This window comes from Actinacidiphila oryziradicis, assembly GCF_005047355.1.
Taxonomy (GTDB): Bacteria; Actinomycetota; Actinomycetes; order Streptomycetales; family Streptomycetaceae; genus Actinacidiphila; species Actinacidiphila oryziradicis.
The window spans coordinates 40,240-56,608 of sequence record NZ_SUMC01000006.1 but is presented as its reverse complement, the minus strand read 5'-3'; the positions used below and the strand labels follow the sequence as shown (position 1 = coordinate 56,608).

Annotated in this window: 16 protein-coding genes and 1 pseudogene; 11 read left to right on the top strand and 6 right to left on the bottom strand. The window is 71.7% G+C overall.

Features of this window, described 5'->3' with window-relative positions; translation table 11 throughout:
- Window positions 1-135 precede the first annotated feature (135 nt).
- The 11 genes and pseudogenes from FCI23_RS08550 to FCI23_RS08505 all read left to right on the top strand — a co-directional run.
- Window positions 136-1,023, top strand: coding sequence for a tryptophan 2,3-dioxygenase (locus tag FCI23_RS08550; protein ID WP_136722871.1), 888 nt, complete (start codon window positions 136-138; stop codon window positions 1,021-1,023).
- 15 nt (window positions 1,024-1,038) lie between these two features.
- Window positions 1,039-2,340, top strand: coding sequence for a kynureninase (gene kynU, locus FCI23_RS08545; RefSeq protein WP_136722870.1), 1,302 nt, complete (start codon window positions 1,039-1,041; stop codon window positions 2,338-2,340).
- Window positions 2,337-3,911, top strand: coding sequence for an FAD-dependent oxidoreductase (locus FCI23_RS08540; protein ID WP_136722869.1), 1,575 nt, complete (start codon window positions 2,337-2,339; stop codon window positions 3,909-3,911). Before kynU ends, FCI23_RS08540 begins: the two co-directional genes overlap by 4 nt.
- A gap of 30 nt (window positions 3,912-3,941) precedes the next feature.
- Window positions 3,942-5,459 carry a 2-hydroxymuconic semialdehyde dehydrogenase gene (locus FCI23_RS08535; protein ID WP_136722868.1) on the top strand — a complete coding sequence of 506 codons (1,518 nt, stop codon included), beginning with the start codon at window positions 3,942-3,944 and terminating at the stop codon, window positions 5,457-5,459.
- Entirely contained in the window at window positions 5,456-5,902 is a 447-nt protein-coding gene (locus FCI23_RS08530; RefSeq protein ID WP_136722867.1) for a RidA family protein, read from the top strand. Before FCI23_RS08535 ends, FCI23_RS08530 begins: the two co-directional genes overlap by 4 nt.
- A complete protein-coding gene (locus FCI23_RS08525) occupies window positions 5,899-6,417 on the top strand; it encodes a 3-hydroxyanthranilate 3,4-dioxygenase (protein ID WP_136722866.1) in 519 nt (172 codons plus the stop codon). The genes FCI23_RS08530 and FCI23_RS08525 overlap by 4 nt, the downstream gene beginning before the upstream one ends.
- Window positions 6,417-7,469, top strand: a complete 1,053-nt coding sequence (locus FCI23_RS08520; protein WP_136722865.1) for an amidohydrolase family protein — start codon at window positions 6,417-6,419, stop codon at window positions 7,467-7,469. Before FCI23_RS08525 ends, FCI23_RS08520 begins: the two co-directional genes overlap by 1 nt.
- A gap of 414 nt (window positions 7,470-7,883) precedes the next feature.
- The gene (locus FCI23_RS56230) at window positions 7,884-8,048 is read left to right on the top strand and encodes a hypothetical protein (protein WP_169316721.1); all 165 of its coding nucleotides are present in this window, start codon (window positions 7,884-7,886) and stop codon (window positions 8,046-8,048) included.
- 349 nt (window positions 8,049-8,397) lie between these two features.
- Window positions 8,398-8,892 carry a hypothetical protein gene (locus FCI23_RS08515; RefSeq protein ID WP_136722864.1) on the top strand — a complete coding sequence of 165 codons (495 nt, stop codon included), beginning with the start codon at window positions 8,398-8,400 and terminating at the stop codon, window positions 8,890-8,892.
- A gap of 131 nt (window positions 8,893-9,023) precedes the next feature.
- The gene (locus tag FCI23_RS08510) at window positions 9,024-9,644 is read left to right on the top strand and encodes a hypothetical protein (RefSeq protein WP_136722863.1); all 621 of its coding nucleotides are present in this window, start codon (window positions 9,024-9,026) and stop codon (window positions 9,642-9,644) included.
- Between the two features lie 31 nt (window positions 9,645-9,675).
- A pseudogene (locus FCI23_RS08505) lies at window positions 9,676-9,798 on the top strand (polysaccharide deacetylase family protein); the annotation flags it as partial.
- A gap of 9 nt (window positions 9,799-9,807) precedes the next feature.
- Here FCI23_RS08505 and FCI23_RS08500 read toward each other — a convergent pair.
- The 6 genes from FCI23_RS08500 to FCI23_RS08475 are packed head-to-tail and all read right to left on the bottom strand — an operon-like array spanning window position 9,808 to window position 16,367.
- On the bottom strand, window positions 9,808-11,202 hold the full coding sequence (locus tag FCI23_RS08500; protein ID WP_136723023.1) for an FAD-binding oxidoreductase: 1,395 nt from the start codon (window positions 11,200-11,202) through the stop codon (window positions 9,808-9,810).
- 2 nt (window positions 11,203-11,204) lie between these two features.
- A complete protein-coding gene (locus FCI23_RS08495; protein ID WP_136722862.1) occupies window positions 11,205-12,395 on the bottom strand; it encodes an acyl-CoA dehydrogenase family protein in 1,191 nt (396 codons plus the stop codon).
- A complete protein-coding gene (locus tag FCI23_RS08490) occupies window positions 12,392-13,420 on the bottom strand; it encodes an ABC transporter substrate-binding protein (RefSeq protein WP_136722861.1) in 1,029 nt (342 codons plus the stop codon). Before FCI23_RS08490 ends, FCI23_RS08495 begins: the two co-directional genes overlap by 4 nt.
- Before the next feature lie 44 nt (window positions 13,421-13,464).
- Entirely contained in the window at window positions 13,465-14,574 is a 1,110-nt protein-coding gene (locus FCI23_RS08485; protein WP_136722860.1) for an LLM class flavin-dependent oxidoreductase, read from the bottom strand.
- 12 nt (window positions 14,575-14,586) lie between these two features.
- The gene (locus FCI23_RS08480) at window positions 14,587-15,369 is read right to left on the bottom strand and encodes an ABC transporter ATP-binding protein (RefSeq protein ID WP_136722859.1); all 783 of its coding nucleotides are present in this window, start codon (window positions 15,367-15,369) and stop codon (window positions 14,587-14,589) included.
- Window positions 15,370-15,377: 8 nt separating this feature from the next.
- Complete coding sequence (locus FCI23_RS08475) at window positions 15,378-16,367, bottom strand: ABC transporter permease (protein WP_136722858.1); 990 nt, start codon at window positions 16,365-16,367, stop codon at window positions 15,378-15,380.
- Window positions 16,368-16,369: the final 2 nt, after the last annotated feature.

Here is a 16,369-nt window from a genome sequence, read left to right as displayed (position 1 = left end):
AACGGCAATTGGACTCCAGGACCGTCGGACCGGCATTCCGCTCACCGGCTTCCCACGGAATCATGAAGTGACTCGGCATGCACAGCCGACACGGAGGACCGAAGAGAGCCGCAAGGCCACGGAGAGGGGAAGCCGGTGGACGCCTCAGATCTCCGGCCGACAGCGCGACCGTCGTCCGAACGAGAACGCTCCGAGCACAGCGAGGGAAGCGGGGGCACGCCGACCCTGGAGTTCGCCGAGGGGGTTCCTTACGACAGGTACGTGCACGCCAGCACACTGCACAGCCTCCAGCAGACGCTGAGCGACGACACCGGCGAGATGTCCTTCCTGATGATCAGCCAGGTGATGGAGCTGTACTTCGGGCTCACCCGCTACGAGCTGCGCGAAGTACAGCGGCTGCTGCGCGAGGACGACGTCTGGGGCACACTCCTTCCGCTGCGCAGGGCCGCGCTGCACATCGAGGCGCTCAACGCGGGATGGCACGGGCTGCGCTGGATGACGCCCGCCGACTTCAACCGCTTCCGCGACCTGCTCGGCGACGCCTCGGGCTTCCAGTCCGCGATGTACCGGCAGCTGGAATTCCTGCTGGGCCTGAAGACGGCCTCGCTCATCCGGCCGTTCAGACGGCAGCCCGACGTGCACGCCGAGCTGGCCGGGGCACTGCGCTCCCCCAGCCTCTGGGACGACGTCATCGCCCTGCTGGCCCGGCAGGGCCACGACATCCCCGCCGATCTGCTCCACCGGGACTTCACCGAAGAGCACCGGTCCCATCCCGTGGTCGAGGCCGCCTGGGTGGAGATCTACCGCGACGCGGGACCGGACAACCATCTGCGGCTCCTCGGCGAGGCGCTGACCGAGGTGGCCGAGCAGTTCGGTGACTGGCGCTACCAGCACCTGAAGTCCGTGCAGCGGGCCATGGGAGCCAAGGCCGGCTCGGGCGGCTCCGAGGGCCTCGGCTGGCTCCAGCGCAGTATGGCCCGGGTGGTCTTCCCCGAACTCTGGTCGGCCCGCACCTTCATGTAGGGGAGCCCGAAAGCGATGACCACCACGCTGACAACCGAAGGAGCGGGCGCGGAAGAGGCGCAGGCGCGGCGGCTGGACAGAGCCGACCCGGGCAGCCGTGACCTCTTCCACATCCCGCCCGCCGACGGCGGCCGGTATCCCGAGGCCGCCTACTTCGCGGGCAACTCCCTGGGCCTGCAGCCCAGGGCCACCCGTGGCGAACTGCTCGACGACCTGGACGACTGGGCGCGCCTGGGTGTCGAAGGCCACCTGGAGGGGCGCCGCCCCTGGCTGCCCTACCACGAACTCCTCACCGGACCCGCCGCCCGCCTGGTCGGCGCCCTGCCCGCCGAGACCGTCGTCATGAACTCCCTGACGGTCAATCTGCACCTGCTGATGGTGTCGTTCTACCGGCCGCGCGGGGCGCGGGTCCGGATCGTCGTCGAGGACAGTGCCTTCCCGTCCGACAGCTACGCCGTGCGCAGCCAGGCCCGCTTCCACGGCCTCGACCCGGACCAGGCCGTGGTGCGGCTGCGGCCACGTCCCGGCGAGGACGTCCTCCGGGCCGAGGACGTCACCGGCTTCCTGGCGGACCAGGGGCACACCGTCGCCCTCGTCATGCTCGGCGGTGTCAACTACCTCACGGGACAGTTCATGGACATCCCCGCGATCACGGCCGCGGGCCGGGCGGCGGGGGCGGTCGTCGGCTGGGACCTCGCCCACGCCGTGGGGAACGTACCGCTGCGGCTGCACGACTGGGGCGTGGATTTCGCAGCCTGGTGCTCGTACAAGTACCTCAACTCCGGGCCCGGCGCCCTCGCCGGGGCGTACGTCCACGAACGGCATCTCGGCGATCGGGGTATCCCGCGCTTCGAGGGCTGGTGGAGCACCGAGCCCGCCACCCGCTTCCTGATGGACCCGGTCTCCCGGCCCCCGGCCACAGCCGACGCATGGCAGATATCCAACCCGCCGATCTTCTCGATGGCCCCGGTACGCACTTCCCTCGACCTGTTCGACAAGGCCGGGATGGACACGCTGCGCGAGCGCAGCCTCCGGCTCACCGGCCATCTGGAGACCCTGCTCGGCCGGATCACCCCCACCACCCGGCCGGTCACCGCGATCACCCCGCGCGATCCGCGGCAGCGCGGCTGCCAGCTCTCCCTGCGCGTCGCGGGGGCGAGTGAGATCGCGCGGCGGCTGCGCCACCGGCACGGCGTCATCGCCGACGTCCGCGAGCCGGACGTCATCCGGCTCGCCCCCGTACCGCTGTACTCGACGTACCACGACTGCTGGCGCGCCGCCGACGCGCTGGCCCGGGAAGTGGCGGAGGACGCATGACCGACCCTACGACGGAGAACGAACAAGAGGTCGCCGTGGTCGGTGCCGGTCTGGCCGGCTGCCTCCTGGCCTGCTTCCTCGCCCGCCGCGGCCACCGGGTCGCGCTCTACGAGCGCAGGCCCGACCCGCGCACCGGTGCCGCCGAGCGCGGCCGGTCCATCAACCTCGCGCTGTCCGAACGCGGCCTGGACGCGCTGCGCCGGATCGACCTGGAGGAACGCGCCATGGCGGACGCCCTGCCGATGCGCGGCCGCATGATCCACCCCGTGGCCGGCCCCCTGGACTTCCAGCCGTACAGCAGGGACGGCGACCGGGCGATCAACTCGATCAGCCGGGCCGCGCTCAACGACGCGCTGCTCGACGCCGCCGAGTCCGCCCCCGGCGTGAAGATCTTCTTCAACCACCGGCTGACCGGGCTCGACCCGGACACCGGCGAGATGCGCCACGAGACACCCGAGGGCACGGTACGCGTCACCGCGCCGGTGATCATCGGGGCGGACGGCGCGGGGTCCGTCGTACGCGGCCAGTTGCTCGCGGCAGGCGTCCTGGAGGAGAACCTGGACTTCCTCGACTACGGCTACAAGGAACTGGCCATCCCGGCCGCGCACGGGGATTTCGCCCTCGACCCCGGCGCCCTGCACATCTGGCCGCGCGGGACATCGATGATGATCGCGCTGCCCAACCCCGACAGGTCCTTCACCTGCACCCTGTTCTGGCCGGCCGGCGGCCCGGCGGGCTTTGCCTCGCTCACCAGCCCGGCCGCCGTCGAACGGCACTTCCGCGAGCACTATCCCGACCTGCCACCGCTCGCCCCCGCCCTGGTCGAGGACTACCTGAGCAACCCGGTCGGCCGGCTCGGCACCGTGCGCTGCGGGCCCTGGCAGGTGAACGGCACCGTCGCGCTGCTAGGGGACGCCGCGCACGCGATCGTGCCGTTCTACGGGCAGGGTGCGAACTGCGCGTTCGAGGATGTCGCCGAACTCGACCGGTGTCTGGCGGAGACCGGCGACAGCTGGCGGCTCGCGCTGCCCCTGTTCGAGCAGCGGCGCCGGGAGAACACCGAGGCGATCGCGCGGATGGCGCTGGCCAACTTCGTGGAGATGCGGGACCGGGTCGCCTCGCCGTGGTTCCAGCTCGGCAGGCGGGCCGAGCACGCGCTGGAACGGGCGTTGCCCGGGGTTTGGCTCTCGCGCTACGAGCTGGTGTCCTTCTCGACGATGCCGTACGCGCGGGTCGCGCGGCGGGTACGGCGGCAGCGGCTCGCCCTGGCGGGCGTGGCGGCGGCGTTGGCCGCGGTCGCGGTGGGGCGGGTGCGGGCCGGTGGCCGGGTTGTGCCCACCCTCCCCCATGGCCTCAAGGGCATGGGAGGTGCCCCCGTCGCCTTGCGGAACGCCTGCCCACAACCAGGTGACATCCCGGCCCGTCCGGCGTTCGAGGACCTGGGGGTCCCCCCACGCCCGCAGGGCGTCGGGGGCGGGTCCGGGGGCGGAGCCCCCAGTTTCGGGAAGATGGGGGCACCTCCTGGGGGCACCTCCTGGGGGCACCTCCCGGCCGAAGGCCGGGGGAGGTAGCTGGGGGAGAGTCAGGGGAAAGGAAAACGCATGAGCGGCAGCACACTGTGGCACCCGAACCTGCTCGCCGGGCAGCCGGCCCCCGAAGGGCCCGGAGCACTGCGCAACTACATCGGCGGCGCCTTCACCGGCGGAACGCAGACGTTCGCCAAGACCAGCCCCGTCACCGGCGAGGTCATCGCCGAAGTCGCGGAGGCCGGCGCCGCCACCGTCGACGCCGCCGTATCGGCGGCCCGCACCGCACTGCGCGGCCCCTGGGGCCGGATGAGCGAGCAGGAGCGGGCGGTCGTGCTGCGCCGCGTGGCCGACGCCCTGGAACGCCGCTTCGACGACATGGTCGCCGCCGAGGTGGGAGACACCGGTAAGCCGGTCGGCCAGGCCCGCACGCTGGACGTGCCGCGCGGGGCCGCGAACTTCCGGGCGTTCGCCGACATGGTGACCAGCGCGCCGACGGAATCCTTCACCACGGCCACCGCCGGCGGCGGCCGGGCGCTGAACTACGCGGTTCGCAAACCGGTCGGCGTGGTCGCGGTCATCGTGCCCTGGAACCTGCCGCTGCTGCTGCTCACCTGGAAGGTCGCCCCGGCTCTCGCCTGCGGCAACACCGTTGTCGTCAAACCGTCGGAGGAGACGCCGTCCTCGGCGACGCTGCTCGCCGAGGTGATGGCGGAGGCAGGAGTGCCCGACGGGGTGTTCAACCTCGTGCACGGCTTCGGCCCCGGCTCCGCCGGAGAGTTCCTGACCCGGCATCCCGGCGTGGACGCGATCACCTTCACCGGTGAGTCGGCCACCGGCAGCGCCATCGCCAAGGCCGCCGCCGACGGGGTGAAGGCGGTCTCCTTCGAGCTGGGCGGCAAGAACGCGGGGCTGGTCTTCGCCGACGCCGACCTCGATGCGGCGGTGGAAGGCTCGGTCCGTTCCTCCTTCACCAACGGCGGCCAGGTGTGCCTGTGCACCGAGCGGCTCTACGTGCAGCGGCCGCTCTTCGAGGAGTTCGCCCGGCGGCTCGCCAAGCGGGCCGGGGAGCTGCCGTTCGGCTGGCCCGCCGAGGAGACCACCGGCACCATGCCGCTGATCTCCCGCGGCCACCGGGAGAAGGTGCTCGGGTACTACGACCTGGCCCGTGCCGAGGGCGCGACCGTCCTGGCCGGCGGCGGTGTGCCCGTCTTCGGCGATGCCCGCGACCAAGGCGCGTACATCCGGCCGACGGTACTCACCGGGCTCGGCCCGCAGGCCCGCACCAACCGGGAGGAGATCTTCGGCCCGGTCTGCCACATCGCCCCGTTCGACGACGAGGACGAGGCGTTCGCTCGTGCCAACGACAGCCCGTACGGCCTGGCGGCGACCGTGTGGACCCGGGATGTGGGCCGGGCACACCGGGCGGGGGCGGCGCTGGACGCGGGTCTGGTCTGGGTCAACACCTGGTTCCTGCGGGACCTGCGCACCCCGTTCGGCGGGATGAAGGCATCGGGGGTGGGCCGCGAGGGCGGTGTCCACTCGCTCGCGTTCTACACCGAACTCACCAACGTCTGCGTGGAGATGTCATGACGGGCGCGAGGAAGACGGGCGCGAGGACCGTCGCCGGCAAAGCGGCGACGCGGGGCCGCTTCCCGCATGTCAGGGTCGCTGGCGGCTTCGCCTTCGTCTCGGGCACGAGCAGCCGCCGCCCCGACAACACGATCGCGGGCGCCGAGGCCGACGCCATGGGCACCACAGCCCTCGACATCCGCGTACAGACCCGGGCGGTCATCGAGAACATCCGCGACATCCTGCACGAGGTCGGCGCCGGCCTCGCCGATGTCGTGTCGCTCACGGCCTACCTCACCACCATGAACGACTTCGGCGGCTACAACGAGGTCTACGGCGAGTACTTCGACGAGTCGGGCCCCGCCCGCACGACCGTGGCCGTCCACCAGCTTCCGCACCCCCACCTGCTGATCGAGATCCAGGCCGTAGCCGTACTGCCCGTATCGGAAGGAGCGACACGATGACCGCAGAACCGATCAGTTTCCCCGGCTGGCTCGCCGCCAACGAGCACCTGCTCAAGCCACCCGTCAACAACAAGCAGATGTTCCCCACGGGCTCGGACTTCATCGTCATGGTCGTGGGCGGCCCGAACCAGCGCACGGACTTCCACGTCGACCCGTACGAGGAGTTCTTCTACCAGGTCAAGGGCAACATGCACATCAATGTGGTGACGGAGGAGGGGCCGGGCACCGTCCACATCCGCGAGGGCGAGATGTGGGTCCTGCCGGGCAACACACCGCACTCACCGCAGCGGCCCGAGCCCGGTTCCATCGGGGTCGTCCTCGAGCGGGTCCGGGAGGAGGGCACCCTGGAGAAGTTCCAGTGGTACTGCCAGGAATGCGGGCACCTGCTGCACGAGGCGGAGTTGCAGGTACGCGACATCGTCAGCGACCTGCCGCCGGTCTTCGAGGCGTTCTACAACGACGAGGCGGCCCGCGACTGCGGCGCCTGTGGCGCGCTCCACCCGGGCAAGGGCTGATGGGCACCCCGGCCGCCCCGGCCACCCCGGCCACCCCGGTCATCGATGTGCACACGCACGTCGTCCCCAAGGGGTGGCCCGATCTGTCGGCCGCGTGCGGCGGCTCGGACTGGCCTTGGCTGCGGGTCGACTCCGAACGCGAAGCCATGATCATGATCGGCGAGAGCGAGTTCCGTCCGGTCGGGGCCGAGTGCTGGGACGCGCGGACCCGGCTCGACGACATGGCCAAGGACGGGGTCGATCTCCAGGTCGTCTCCCCCACCCCGGTCTTCTTCTCCTACGAGCGCCCCGCCGGCCAAGCGGTCAAGATGGCCCGCATCTTCAATGACCTGACCCTGGAATGCGTGGCGGACGGAGGCGACCGGCTCATCTCCTTCTGCCAGGTGCCGTTGCAGGACCCGGACGCCGCCTGCGCCGAGCTGGACCGCTGCCTCGCGGCCGGCCACGCCGGGGTGGAGATCGGCAACCACGTCGGCGACCGCGATCTGGATGACGCCGGCGTCGTCACCTTCCTCCAGCACTGCGCCCAGGTCGGCGCACCGGTCTTCGTCCATCCCTGGGACATGCCGGCCTCGCCCCGGCTCGACCGCTGGATGGCCCGCTGGCTGACCGGTATGCCCGCGGAGACGCATCTGTCGGTGCTCGCCCTCATCCTCGGCGGCGTCCTGGACCGGGTACCCGAATCGCTGCGACTGTGTTTCGCGCACGGCGGAGGCAGCTTCCCGTTCTGGCTCGGCCGTGCCGACAACGCCTGGCACCGGCGCGGCGACATCGTACGCGGCCGCTCCGAACACCCGCCCAGTCACTACATGAACCGGTTCTTCGTCGACTCGGTGGTCTTCGACCCGGCCGCGCTGCGCCTGCTCGTGGACGTGTGCGGCGAGGACCAGGTGGTCCTGGGCAGCGACTACCCGTACCCTCTCGGCGAACGCCCGGCCGGTCAGGTGATCCGCGCCGCCGATCACCTGACCGGCAGCCAGCGGACGAAGCTGCTGTCGGGCAACGCGCTGCGTTTCCTGGACAGGCCGTTGTACGACCCGTCGCACAAATGACCTTGCCTCTTGACGCCACGACGCGGGCTGCCCGACACTCTCGGCCCGGTGACACCGGCGCCGTCACCCGGCCCGCCAGGAAGGAAGGGCACCGTGAACTGGACCGGCGGCGCAGATGCCGCGCCGGGCCCTGAAGCCGGTGGAATTGCGGGCTCGTAGAGGTATTTTCTTCCGCAACGCGGCTAGGCGTCCCAACATGACGGATTCCACAGCATCTCAGAAGGAAATCGACTTGGTCGGCGGGCGGCCGCGAGCCGACGTCGAGCAGGCGTACGGCGCACTGGAAGCCTCGGCGGGGGCAGCGCAGAGTCAGACCCAGTTCTCCCGCGGCGCCCTGACCGGATACGTGTGGGCGCTCGGGCGCGCCACCGCCGCGCCGGTCACCGGCGCGGACTCCCATGGCGCGCCCGACCTGTGCTGCTCACCTCGGAGGTGGACGCCGCCCTGGTGCAGTTGGCGGACCAGAGTCTGCGGACGGTCCCGCGCGACTACATCCGCGGCGTCCACGACGCCATCGCCTGGGTCTGCGGATACAGCGACGACCTGCCCTCCGGGGAGACGACCGCGGGAACGACATGATCGAGCGGGACGGGGCCCGGATTCGGCGAGGTCTTCGGGGACCAGCCGTATGGAGAACCCGAGCCCGGACTACGGGGGCTGCGCCTGGGCAGAGGTGTGCACGCCGTCACTCGTTTCTGGTGGTTTCGGGGCCGGTGATCCGCTCTGCGTCTGTACACCCAGCATTTACGGCGTCGGCACGACTGAGGAGCAGGTCCGGTTACGGACCCGTACTCGTAGGGGGAAAAGACGACGATACGGGTGAACGAATCCGTTCCGGGCCCCGTACCACTGTGCGCACCCTGGCAGCCCGCCCGGCCCCGTGCCGTGTTCCAGCACTGCCGCAGCCCGCTACCGTGAGGATCACCCGATGAGCGATCAGAACAGCTTCACCCTGCAGGCCCTGCCCGACGGCGCGGCAGGAGTCCAACTGGTGCTCCGACTGAGCTGGGAAGACCTCGGCGCCCTGGGCCGGGAGGCCGGCCGCCTGGCGGCTCAGCGGCACCGTCCCGTCAGCCTCGACGAGGCCGCGGTCCACGCCCTGCGCAGCTGGTCCACCCCCACCGCACCTCCCGTGCCCGCGCCCGCCGCCGTGGCCCCGCCCGCGGAGCCCCAGGCGAAATCCTGGAGCGAGGCGACCATCGCACCGTCCCCCAGGCCTCTCACCATCAGCCCGCCCTCCGACCAGGTCCGGCAGCCGGTCCAGAACACAGGCGGATCAGCCCCCGCCTCCGCTACGGCCGCCAACTCATGGCCGAGCGCGGCCGTCAGCGATGAACGCGCACGCCACGCCGCGTCACCCATGGAACATTCGACGCCCCCTGTCACATCCCTGGCCGGACGGTCGGCGGGGACGGCCGGCTGAGGCGGAGTCCGGCCGTTCACCGATGTTGCATACGCCACGCGTTGTACGGCCGGGCCGGAGCGTCTCCGCGGACAAGACCTGTTCTACTTGGGGTTTGGCCCCGACGGACAACTTGATCGCTGGAGGCGGACATGGCAGGAGTACGACCGCAGGAGTTGATCACTCGTCTCCTGCAGAAAGTGGTTGATGCCGAGGTAGCGACGGAGAGTTGCCCGCAGTGGCTGCTGCGCCCGGGCAAGGCCGAGTGCGCAGGGGCGTGGTCGGCGATCAGCCGAATCTACGCGGCCCTGACCGACCTTGAGCTGCCCGAACTCTCCCCACCGCGCGAACGCCGGCGCCTGGACGTGGTCCTGGCGTACGCCGACGGCAGTCACCAGGTGCTGGAAGTCGACGAACGGCAGCACTTCACCACCGCCAGAGCGATCAGCCTGGCCCACTACCCGGAAACCACGCCCCTGGGCTACAACCGCAAGGCATGGGCGGGCCGCTGTCAGGCGCTGGCCGGACGTGAGCCCGGTGGAAAATTCGCGGCGGCCTGCCCGCCCTTGTTCCCCGGCGGTGGCGGGCGTCATCGCCAGCGTGCGTTTCGTGACGCCCTGGCCGACCTGCTTCCTCCCGAGCACGGCTGGCACCCCACTGTGCGCATCAGCGACTCCGAGGCCACGGGCGTGGCCTACGGCGGAGATCCGGCCGGCGGGCTGCGTACGTTGCTGGCGGACCGGGGGGTTCCCACCGCGGCGCTGGCCGGCTGAACAGGCCCGGTACATATTCAGGTTCCCCTCCGGGACCGTGCCCGCGGTGTCGGCGATCATCGCCGGGCTGAAGAAGCGCGGCTACACCATCGTCACCGTGTCCCAGCTGCTGGCGCCGGCCAAGACCGAGCCCGGAATGGTCTACCGGCCCTGACCGGCCCGCTCAGATGGCCTTGCCGGGGTTGAGGATGTTGTGCGGGTCGAGGGCGGACTTGACGCGGTGGTGGAGCGCCAGGGTGTCGGGGCCCAGTTCGTCGGCGAGCCACTGGCGTTTGAGGGTGCCGACGCCGTGCTCGCCGGTGAGGGTGCCACCGAGGCGGAGAGCGGTGGCGAAGATGTCGGAGGCGGCGGCCCAGGCGGCTTCCGGGATGTCGGGGAGGGCTGGGTCGATGACGAGGATGGGGTGGAGGTTGCCGTCGGCTGCGTGGGCGAGGGTGAAGACGGGGACGCCGTGGGCGGCGGAGATGGCTTCGATGGAGCGGACCGCTTCAGCGAGTTGTGAGCGGGGTACGGCGATGTCCTCGATGAGCGGGCGGCCGAGGCGTTCGAGGGAGGGGAGAGCGAGGCGCCGGGCGGCGAGGAGAGCCTCGGCCTCGACCGGGTCGCCGGTGATGTCGAGGGAGGCGGCGCGGCCTTCCAGGACCCGGGCGACGTGCGCGGCCTCTTCCGCCGCGCCCGCGCCGTCGCACTGGACGAGGAGGAGCGCGGCGCCCCGGGCACGCAGGTTCGAATCCTGGGCCCCGTCGATGGCGGCGAGGACGGGCCCGTCCAGGAGTTCGGCCATGGCGGGCTCGATACGGGCGGCGGTGATGGCGGTCGCGGCGGCGGCAGCGGCGGCGAAGCTGGAGAAGTAGGCAGCCAGCGTGGCGGTCGCGACGGGGATCGGGCGGAGCCGGACGGTCGCGGCGGTGATGACGGCGAGGGTGCCCTCCGATCCGGTGAGCAGGGCCGTGAGGTCGTAGCCGGTGACGCCCTTGACGGTCCGCCGGCCGGTGCGGATGACGGTGCCGTCGGCGAGGACGGCGTCGAGGCCGAGGACGCTGTCGCGGGTGACACCGTACTTGGCGCAGCGCAGACCGCCCGCGTTGGTGGCGATGTTGCCGCCGATGGTGGAGATGGCGGCGCTGGCCGGGTCGGGGGCGTAGCGCAGGCCGTGCGCGGCGGCGGCGCGGTCGAGGTCGGCGGTGATGACGCCGGGCTCCACGACGGCGAGTTGGTCGTCCGGGGAGAGCTCGACGATGCGGTTCATCCGGGCGAGGTCGAGGACGAGGGTGCCCTCGGGGGCGGTGGCCGCGCCGGAGAGGCCGGTGCCGGCGCCGCGTGGGACGACCGGCACACGGAGGGCGTGGGCGTGCCGGAGGGTGGTCCTCACGTCGTCGGGGTGTTCGGCGTGGACGACGGCGAGGGGCTGGCCGTCGGGGCGGGCGCCGGAGCGGTCGGTGGCGTACGGGGCGGTGGCGGCCGGGTCGGTGGTGAGGCGGTCGGGGGCGAGGTCGCGGGCGAGAAGGCCGAGGAGCCGGGCGGCGGCGGTGGCTTGTCCGGTGGGCTGGTGGGTGATGCTCACGCGGGCTCCTGGGCTTGCGCCCACGCGCGGAGCGCGGAGGTGCCGATGACGAGCAGGGCGGTGTCCTCCTGGGGCGCGTGGACGGGGGCGCACTGGATGTCGCGGAAGTGGCGCTCCAGGGGGTTGTCGCGGGTGAGGCCGGGGTTGCCGAGGAGGCGGAGGGCGGTCTGGACGGCGGTGGTGGCGTGCCGGGTCGCGAGGATCTTGGCGGCGAGGGCCTGCTCGGGGGCGTAGGTGGGGTCGCCGAGGTCGGCGCGCTGGGCGCCGCCGTGAATGAGCTGGTCGGCGCTGTCGAGCAGGAGCTGGATCTCGCCGGCGGCCTGGCGGAAGCGTTCGGTGCGGGCGACGGGGTGGCCGAGGTTGGCGGGCACCCGTTCGTGGGCGAAGCGGTGGAAATACTGCTGGGCGGCCCGGGCGACACCGAGGTAGAGGGCGGCGAGGGGGAGGTGGAGCAGGGCGCCGGCGCGGTTGTCCTGTTCGGCGGCGGGGCCTTGGGCCGCGACGTTGATGATGCTGTCGGCGGGGATCTCGACGTCGTGGAACGCGATGTCGTGGCTGCCGCTGGCCCGCAGGCCGAGGTGGTCCCAGCGGCGGGTGATCTCGATGCCGGGGGCGTCGCCGGGGACGGCGAAGGTGCCGACACGGGGTTCGGGCTCATCGGTGGTGGCCCACACCAGGTACCAGGCCAGGCCCTCCGAACCGGTGACGAAGCGCTTGGCGCCGCTGATGGCCCAGCCGTCCGCGGTGCGGCGGGCGGTGGTGGCGGGGAGGCCGCCCCGGGCCGGGGACCCCAGGTCGGGCTCTACGCGGGCGTGGTTGAGCAGCGCGGGACCCACGGCGGAGCGGGCCAGCACCTCCGAGTAGAGGCGGTCGGGCCAGTGCGGCCGGCGGCCCTGCATGTTGTGGACGTTGAGCGTCATGGCGACGATCAGGGCGGTGGACGGGTCGCCTTCGCCGAGGGCGGCGAAGATTCGGGCGGTGTCGCTGATGCCCAGGCCGGGGCCGCCGTACTGGCTGCCGACGGTGGCGGTGAGCAGCCCGGCGTCGTAGGCCGCCTGGATGCCGGCGGCGGGGAAGGCGGCGGTGCGGTCGTAGGTCTCGGCGGTGGCGGCGAGTTGGCTGGTGACCTCGGGGAGGCGCCTGAGGTCGGGAACGGGGAACTTCACCGCTACGGGAGTTGTCGTCATGAGGCGAGGGCCTTGCGGAGGTCGGAGTTGAGAACGTCGGTCCAGAAAGTGGAGACGTCCAGGTGCTTGGGGAGCGCGCCGAGCGCATCGAAGGCGTCGGCGACCTGCTGCTCGGAGACGATGGCGGCCTTGGTGGTGAGGCCGATCGTGGTCGGCCGCTGCTGCTCGCCCGCCTTGTACTGGCTGAGCGCCTCGCTCACCGACTGGTGGGTGGTGGTTGCGGTCACCTTGGCGTAGTCCGTCTCGTGGCCGTTGCGGATGTACGCGTAGCCCTTGTTGACCCGGGCGAGGAGGTCGGCGAGGGCGGCGCGCTTGGCGGCGCTCGCGATGGTCTTGTCCGAGGCCTCCCAGTTGAAGTTGCCGGAGAGGATGTCCGCGCCGGAGCCGATGGTGGTGGCGCCCTGCCCGTGTGCGGCGATGATCGAGTTGCCGTAGGAGGCGAGGGCGTCGATGGAACCGCCGTTCAGGGCGGCGAGCCCGGCGTCCGGGAGGAGCGGGACGGCCTTGATGTCGGACCACTTGAGACCCGCCTGCTTCAGCAGCTCGTAGAGGAAGTACTCGGCGGTGGTGTTCTTGACGTAGCCGACCTTCTTGCCCTTGAGCTGGGCCATGCTGGTGATCTTCGAGCCCTTGGGTGCGACGACCTCCTGCTGCAGGGTGGTGCCCTTCTGCACGGCCACCACCTTGAAGTTGGCGTTGCCGTCGGCGGCGGCGAAGACCGGCGGGATCTCGCTGGAGGAGGCCACGTCGAGGGCGCCGGCCCGTACGGCCTGCAGTTGCAGGTCACCGCCCTGGAAGACGCTCCACTTCACCTTGTACGGCGTCTTGTCCAGGCCCGCCAGCTTCAGTACGGCCTGGGCGCGGGCCCAGCCGGTGTCCCCGACGGCGAGGGTGACCGAGGACAGGTCCGAGCTTCCGGAGGAGGCCGAGGATTTGGCGCCGGCCGAACCGCCGCAGGCAGTGAGCGCGAGAAGCAGGGTGGCGGCGGTGGCCGCCGACAGGGCCGGTCTGCGGACGCGGAACATGGCAGGTCTCCCGAGGGTAGGTGTGCGGGCGGTGCGAAGGCGGGTCAGGCGGCGGTCTTCGCCTCGCGTGCGGCGAGCTCCTGGCGGACCAGGGGCAGCACGTAGCGGGCGTAGTCGATGGCGTCGTTGAGCGGGTCGAAGCCACGGATGGACAGCAGCTCGCAGCCGATGTCGACGTAGTCGAGCAGGGCGGCGGCCACCGTCTCCGGGGAGCCGACGAGCGCGGTGGTGCTGCCGGCCGCATTGGTGGCGGTGGCCAGCGGCGTCCACAGGGCACGGTCGTGCAGGTCACCGCGGGCGGCGACCTCCAGCAGCCGCTGGGAGCCGACGTTGGCGGGGCGGCCCTGGCCGGGAGCGGGGTAGTGGTGACCGTGGTTGTTCTGGGCGCGCTGCGCGCTCTTCTGCGTTATCTCTCCGAGGATGCGGTGAGCCTTCTCCCAGGCCAGTTCGTCGGTGGGGGCCACGATGGGCCGGAACGACACCCAGATACGGGGCCGGGGGCGCCCGGCGGCGTCCGCGTGGGCGTTGACGGAGGCGATCTGCTCGGCGGTCTCCTTCAGCGGCTCGCCCCACAGGCCGAAGATGTCGCCCTGCTGCCCGCCGACCCGGTAGGCGTCGGCGGAGGAGCCGCCGACCGAGATCGGGATGGTCCCGTGGACGGGTGCCACGTCGGAGGCGAAGTCCTCGAAACGGTAGTGCTTGCCCTCGTGGGAGACGGGCCCGTCGGCGGACCAGACCTTGCGGAGGATCTGGATGTACTCGTCCGACCGCTCGTAGCGCTCGCTCTTGTTCAGGTAGTCGCCCTCGCGGCGCTGCTCCTGGTCGCTGCCGCCGGAGATGATGTGCACGGACAGCCGGCCGTTGCTGATCCGGTCGAGGGTCGCGAAGGCGCGGGCGGCGTGGGTCGGGAAGATCACGCCGGGGCGGTGGGCGAGCATCGGCTTGAGACGTTCGGTGTTGGCGGCCACGAACTGGGCGAGCTGGAGCGCGTCGGCGGACGAGGAGTGGTAGGCGACGAGCGTGTAGTCGAAGCCTCCGTCGTCCAGGGCGCGGGCGAAGCGGCGGGCGAAATCGGGTTCGATGCCCACCCCGAAGGTCGAGGTGCCGTCGGCGGCGCGGTTGGGGTGGATGGCGCTGATGAACTCAACAGGCATGGCGGGGTTCTCCTAAGCGGCGGCGTTGCCGTCGACGTTGGGTGCGGCGTTGGTTGCGGCGTCGTGCACGCCGAGCCAGGCGAGCAACTGGGTGCGCATGGCGACGAATTCGGGCGAGCCGATGTCGCGGGGCCGGGGCAGGTCGACGGTCACTTCGTGGGCGATGCCGCCCGCGTCCATGACCAGCACCCGGTCGGCGAGCAGCAGGGACTCCTCGACGTCGTGCGTGACCAGCAGGATCGAGCAGCCGTGCCGCTGCCACAGCTCCCCCACCAGCCGCTGGGCCTTGACCCGGGTCAGCGCGTCCAGGGCGCCGAACGGCTCGTCCAGGAGAAGCAGCTCGGGCTCGCGGACCAGCGCCCTGGCGAGGGAGACACGCTGCGCCTCGCCGCCGGAGAGGGTCTTGGGCCACACCCCGGCCCGCTGATCGATACCGACCTCGGCGAGGTAGCGGGTGGCCAGCGCCCGGTCGGGCTTGCCGGGCAGGCCGAGTACGACATTGCGCCACACCTTCAGCCAGGGCATGAGGCGGGGTGACTGGAACGCCGCCGAGCGGCGGCTCGGCACGGTGACCTGGCCGCTGATCTCGTCGTCGAGCCCGGCGAGGATCCGCAGCAGGGTGCTCTTGCCGCAGCCGCTCTGGCCGAGCAGCGCCACGAACTCGCCCTGCTCGATGGTGAGGTCGAGCGCGTCGATGACGGTCCGGCCGTCGAAGGCCCTGCTCAGGCCGTGGATCTCCACACTGGCGTTCTTGGTCTCGGTCAGGGTGGTCTTGCTGAGGGTCTGCTCACTCATGTGCGTCGTCACGCCCCGTCGCCGTCGAAGGAGGCCCGCCAGGTCAGCAGGCGTTTGGAGAGCAGCCGGACCACGAAGTCGCAGAGCAGCCCGAGGATCGCGTAGACCGCGAGGCAGAGCACGATCACATCGGTGCGGAAGTACTGCTGGGCGTTGCTCATCAGGTAGCCGATGCCGTTGCTGGCGTTGACCTGCTCCGCGAAGACCAGGGCCAGCCAGGCGGTGGAGAGGGCGTAGCGCAGTCCGATGAGCGCACCGGGGAGCGCGGAAGGCAGGATCACGTAGCGGATCAGCCCGATCCGGCCGAGCCCCAGCATCCGGGCGGCCTCGATGAGCTGGGAGTCGGCGGAGCGGATGCCGCCGTAGATGTTGAAGTACAGGGGGTACGTGACTCCCAGCGCCACCAGGGCGATCTTCGGGGTCTCGTCGATGCCGAACCAGACGATGAACAGCGGGATCAGGCCGACCCAGGGGATCGCCCGGAACATGCCCATGGAGGAGTCGACGACATCCTCGCCCAGCCGGAACAGCCCTGCGGTGAGGGCGAGGACGAGGGCGATCACGGCGCCGATCGCGAAGCCGGTCGCGGCCCGCTTCCCGGAGGCGACGATGGCGCTCGGGAGCTGTCCGTTGGCGGTGAGGTCCCATGCCTGGCGCAGGACGTCGACGGGCGAGGCCAGGACGCTCGTGGGCAGTAGCCCGCTCACGCCGGCGAGGTACCAGACGAGCAGCACCCCGACGGGGCCGCTGGCGCGCCGCACCGACCTGGGCACGCGGAAGCCGCGGCGGGCCTGCCGCGCGGGGCGGATGGTGAGCCGGGGGGCGGCGGTGGGCGCCGCACCGCTCGTGGCCGCGCCGGCACCCGCGGCACCGGCCCGCGTCCCCGCCGTCCCCGCGACGGCCTCCTGCGGCCCGGCACCCGGCTCCGGCCCGGCGGCGGGCTCGCCGGCGTTGCCCGGCGGTGCGGCGCCGGGGGTGACGTGCTCCTGGACTGACATCG

What these genes read in the sequence shown, in the direction of transcription:
- FCI23_RS08515 (WP_136722864.1), top strand. Translation starts at nt 8,398, where the DNA reads ATGAGCGATCAGAACAGCTTCACCCTGCAGGCCCTGCCCGACGGCGCG.
- FCI23_RS08495 (WP_136722862.1), bottom strand. Translation starts at nt 12,395, where the DNA reads ATGACGACAACTCCCGTAGCGGTGAAGTTCCCCGTTCCCGACCTCAGG.
- FCI23_RS08540 (WP_136722869.1), top strand. Translation starts at nt 2,337, where the DNA reads ATGACCGACCCTACGACGGAGAACGAACAAGAGGTCGCCGTGGTCGGT.
- FCI23_RS08510 (WP_136722863.1), top strand. Translation starts at nt 9,024, where the DNA reads ATGGCAGGAGTACGACCGCAGGAGTTGATCACTCGTCTCCTGCAGAAA.
- kynU (WP_136722870.1), top strand. Translation starts at nt 1,039, where the DNA reads ATGACCACCACGCTGACAACCGAAGGAGCGGGCGCGGAAGAGGCGCAG.
- FCI23_RS08520 (WP_136722865.1), top strand. Translation starts at nt 6,417, where the DNA reads ATGGGCACCCCGGCCGCCCCGGCCACCCCGGCCACCCCGGTCATCGAT.
- FCI23_RS08535 (WP_136722868.1), top strand. Translation starts at nt 3,942, where the DNA reads ATGAGCGGCAGCACACTGTGGCACCCGAACCTGCTCGCCGGGCAGCCG.
- FCI23_RS08480 (WP_136722859.1), bottom strand. Translation starts at nt 15,369, where the DNA reads ATGAGTGAGCAGACCCTCAGCAAGACCACCCTGACCGAGACCAAGAAC.
- FCI23_RS08490 (WP_136722861.1), bottom strand. Translation starts at nt 13,420, where the DNA reads ATGTTCCGCGTCCGCAGACCGGCCCTGTCGGCGGCCACCGCCGCCACC.
- FCI23_RS08485 (WP_136722860.1), bottom strand. Translation starts at nt 14,574, where the DNA reads ATGCCTGTTGAGTTCATCAGCGCCATCCACCCCAACCGCGCCGCCGAC.
- FCI23_RS08525 (WP_136722866.1), top strand. Translation starts at nt 5,899, where the DNA reads ATGACCGCAGAACCGATCAGTTTCCCCGGCTGGCTCGCCGCCAACGAG.
- FCI23_RS08475 (WP_136722858.1), bottom strand. Translation starts at nt 16,367, where the DNA reads ATGTCAGTCCAGGAGCACGTCACCCCCGGCGCCGCACCGCCGGGCAAC.
- FCI23_RS08530 (WP_136722867.1), top strand. Translation starts at nt 5,456, where the DNA reads ATGACGGGCGCGAGGAAGACGGGCGCGAGGACCGTCGCCGGCAAAGCG.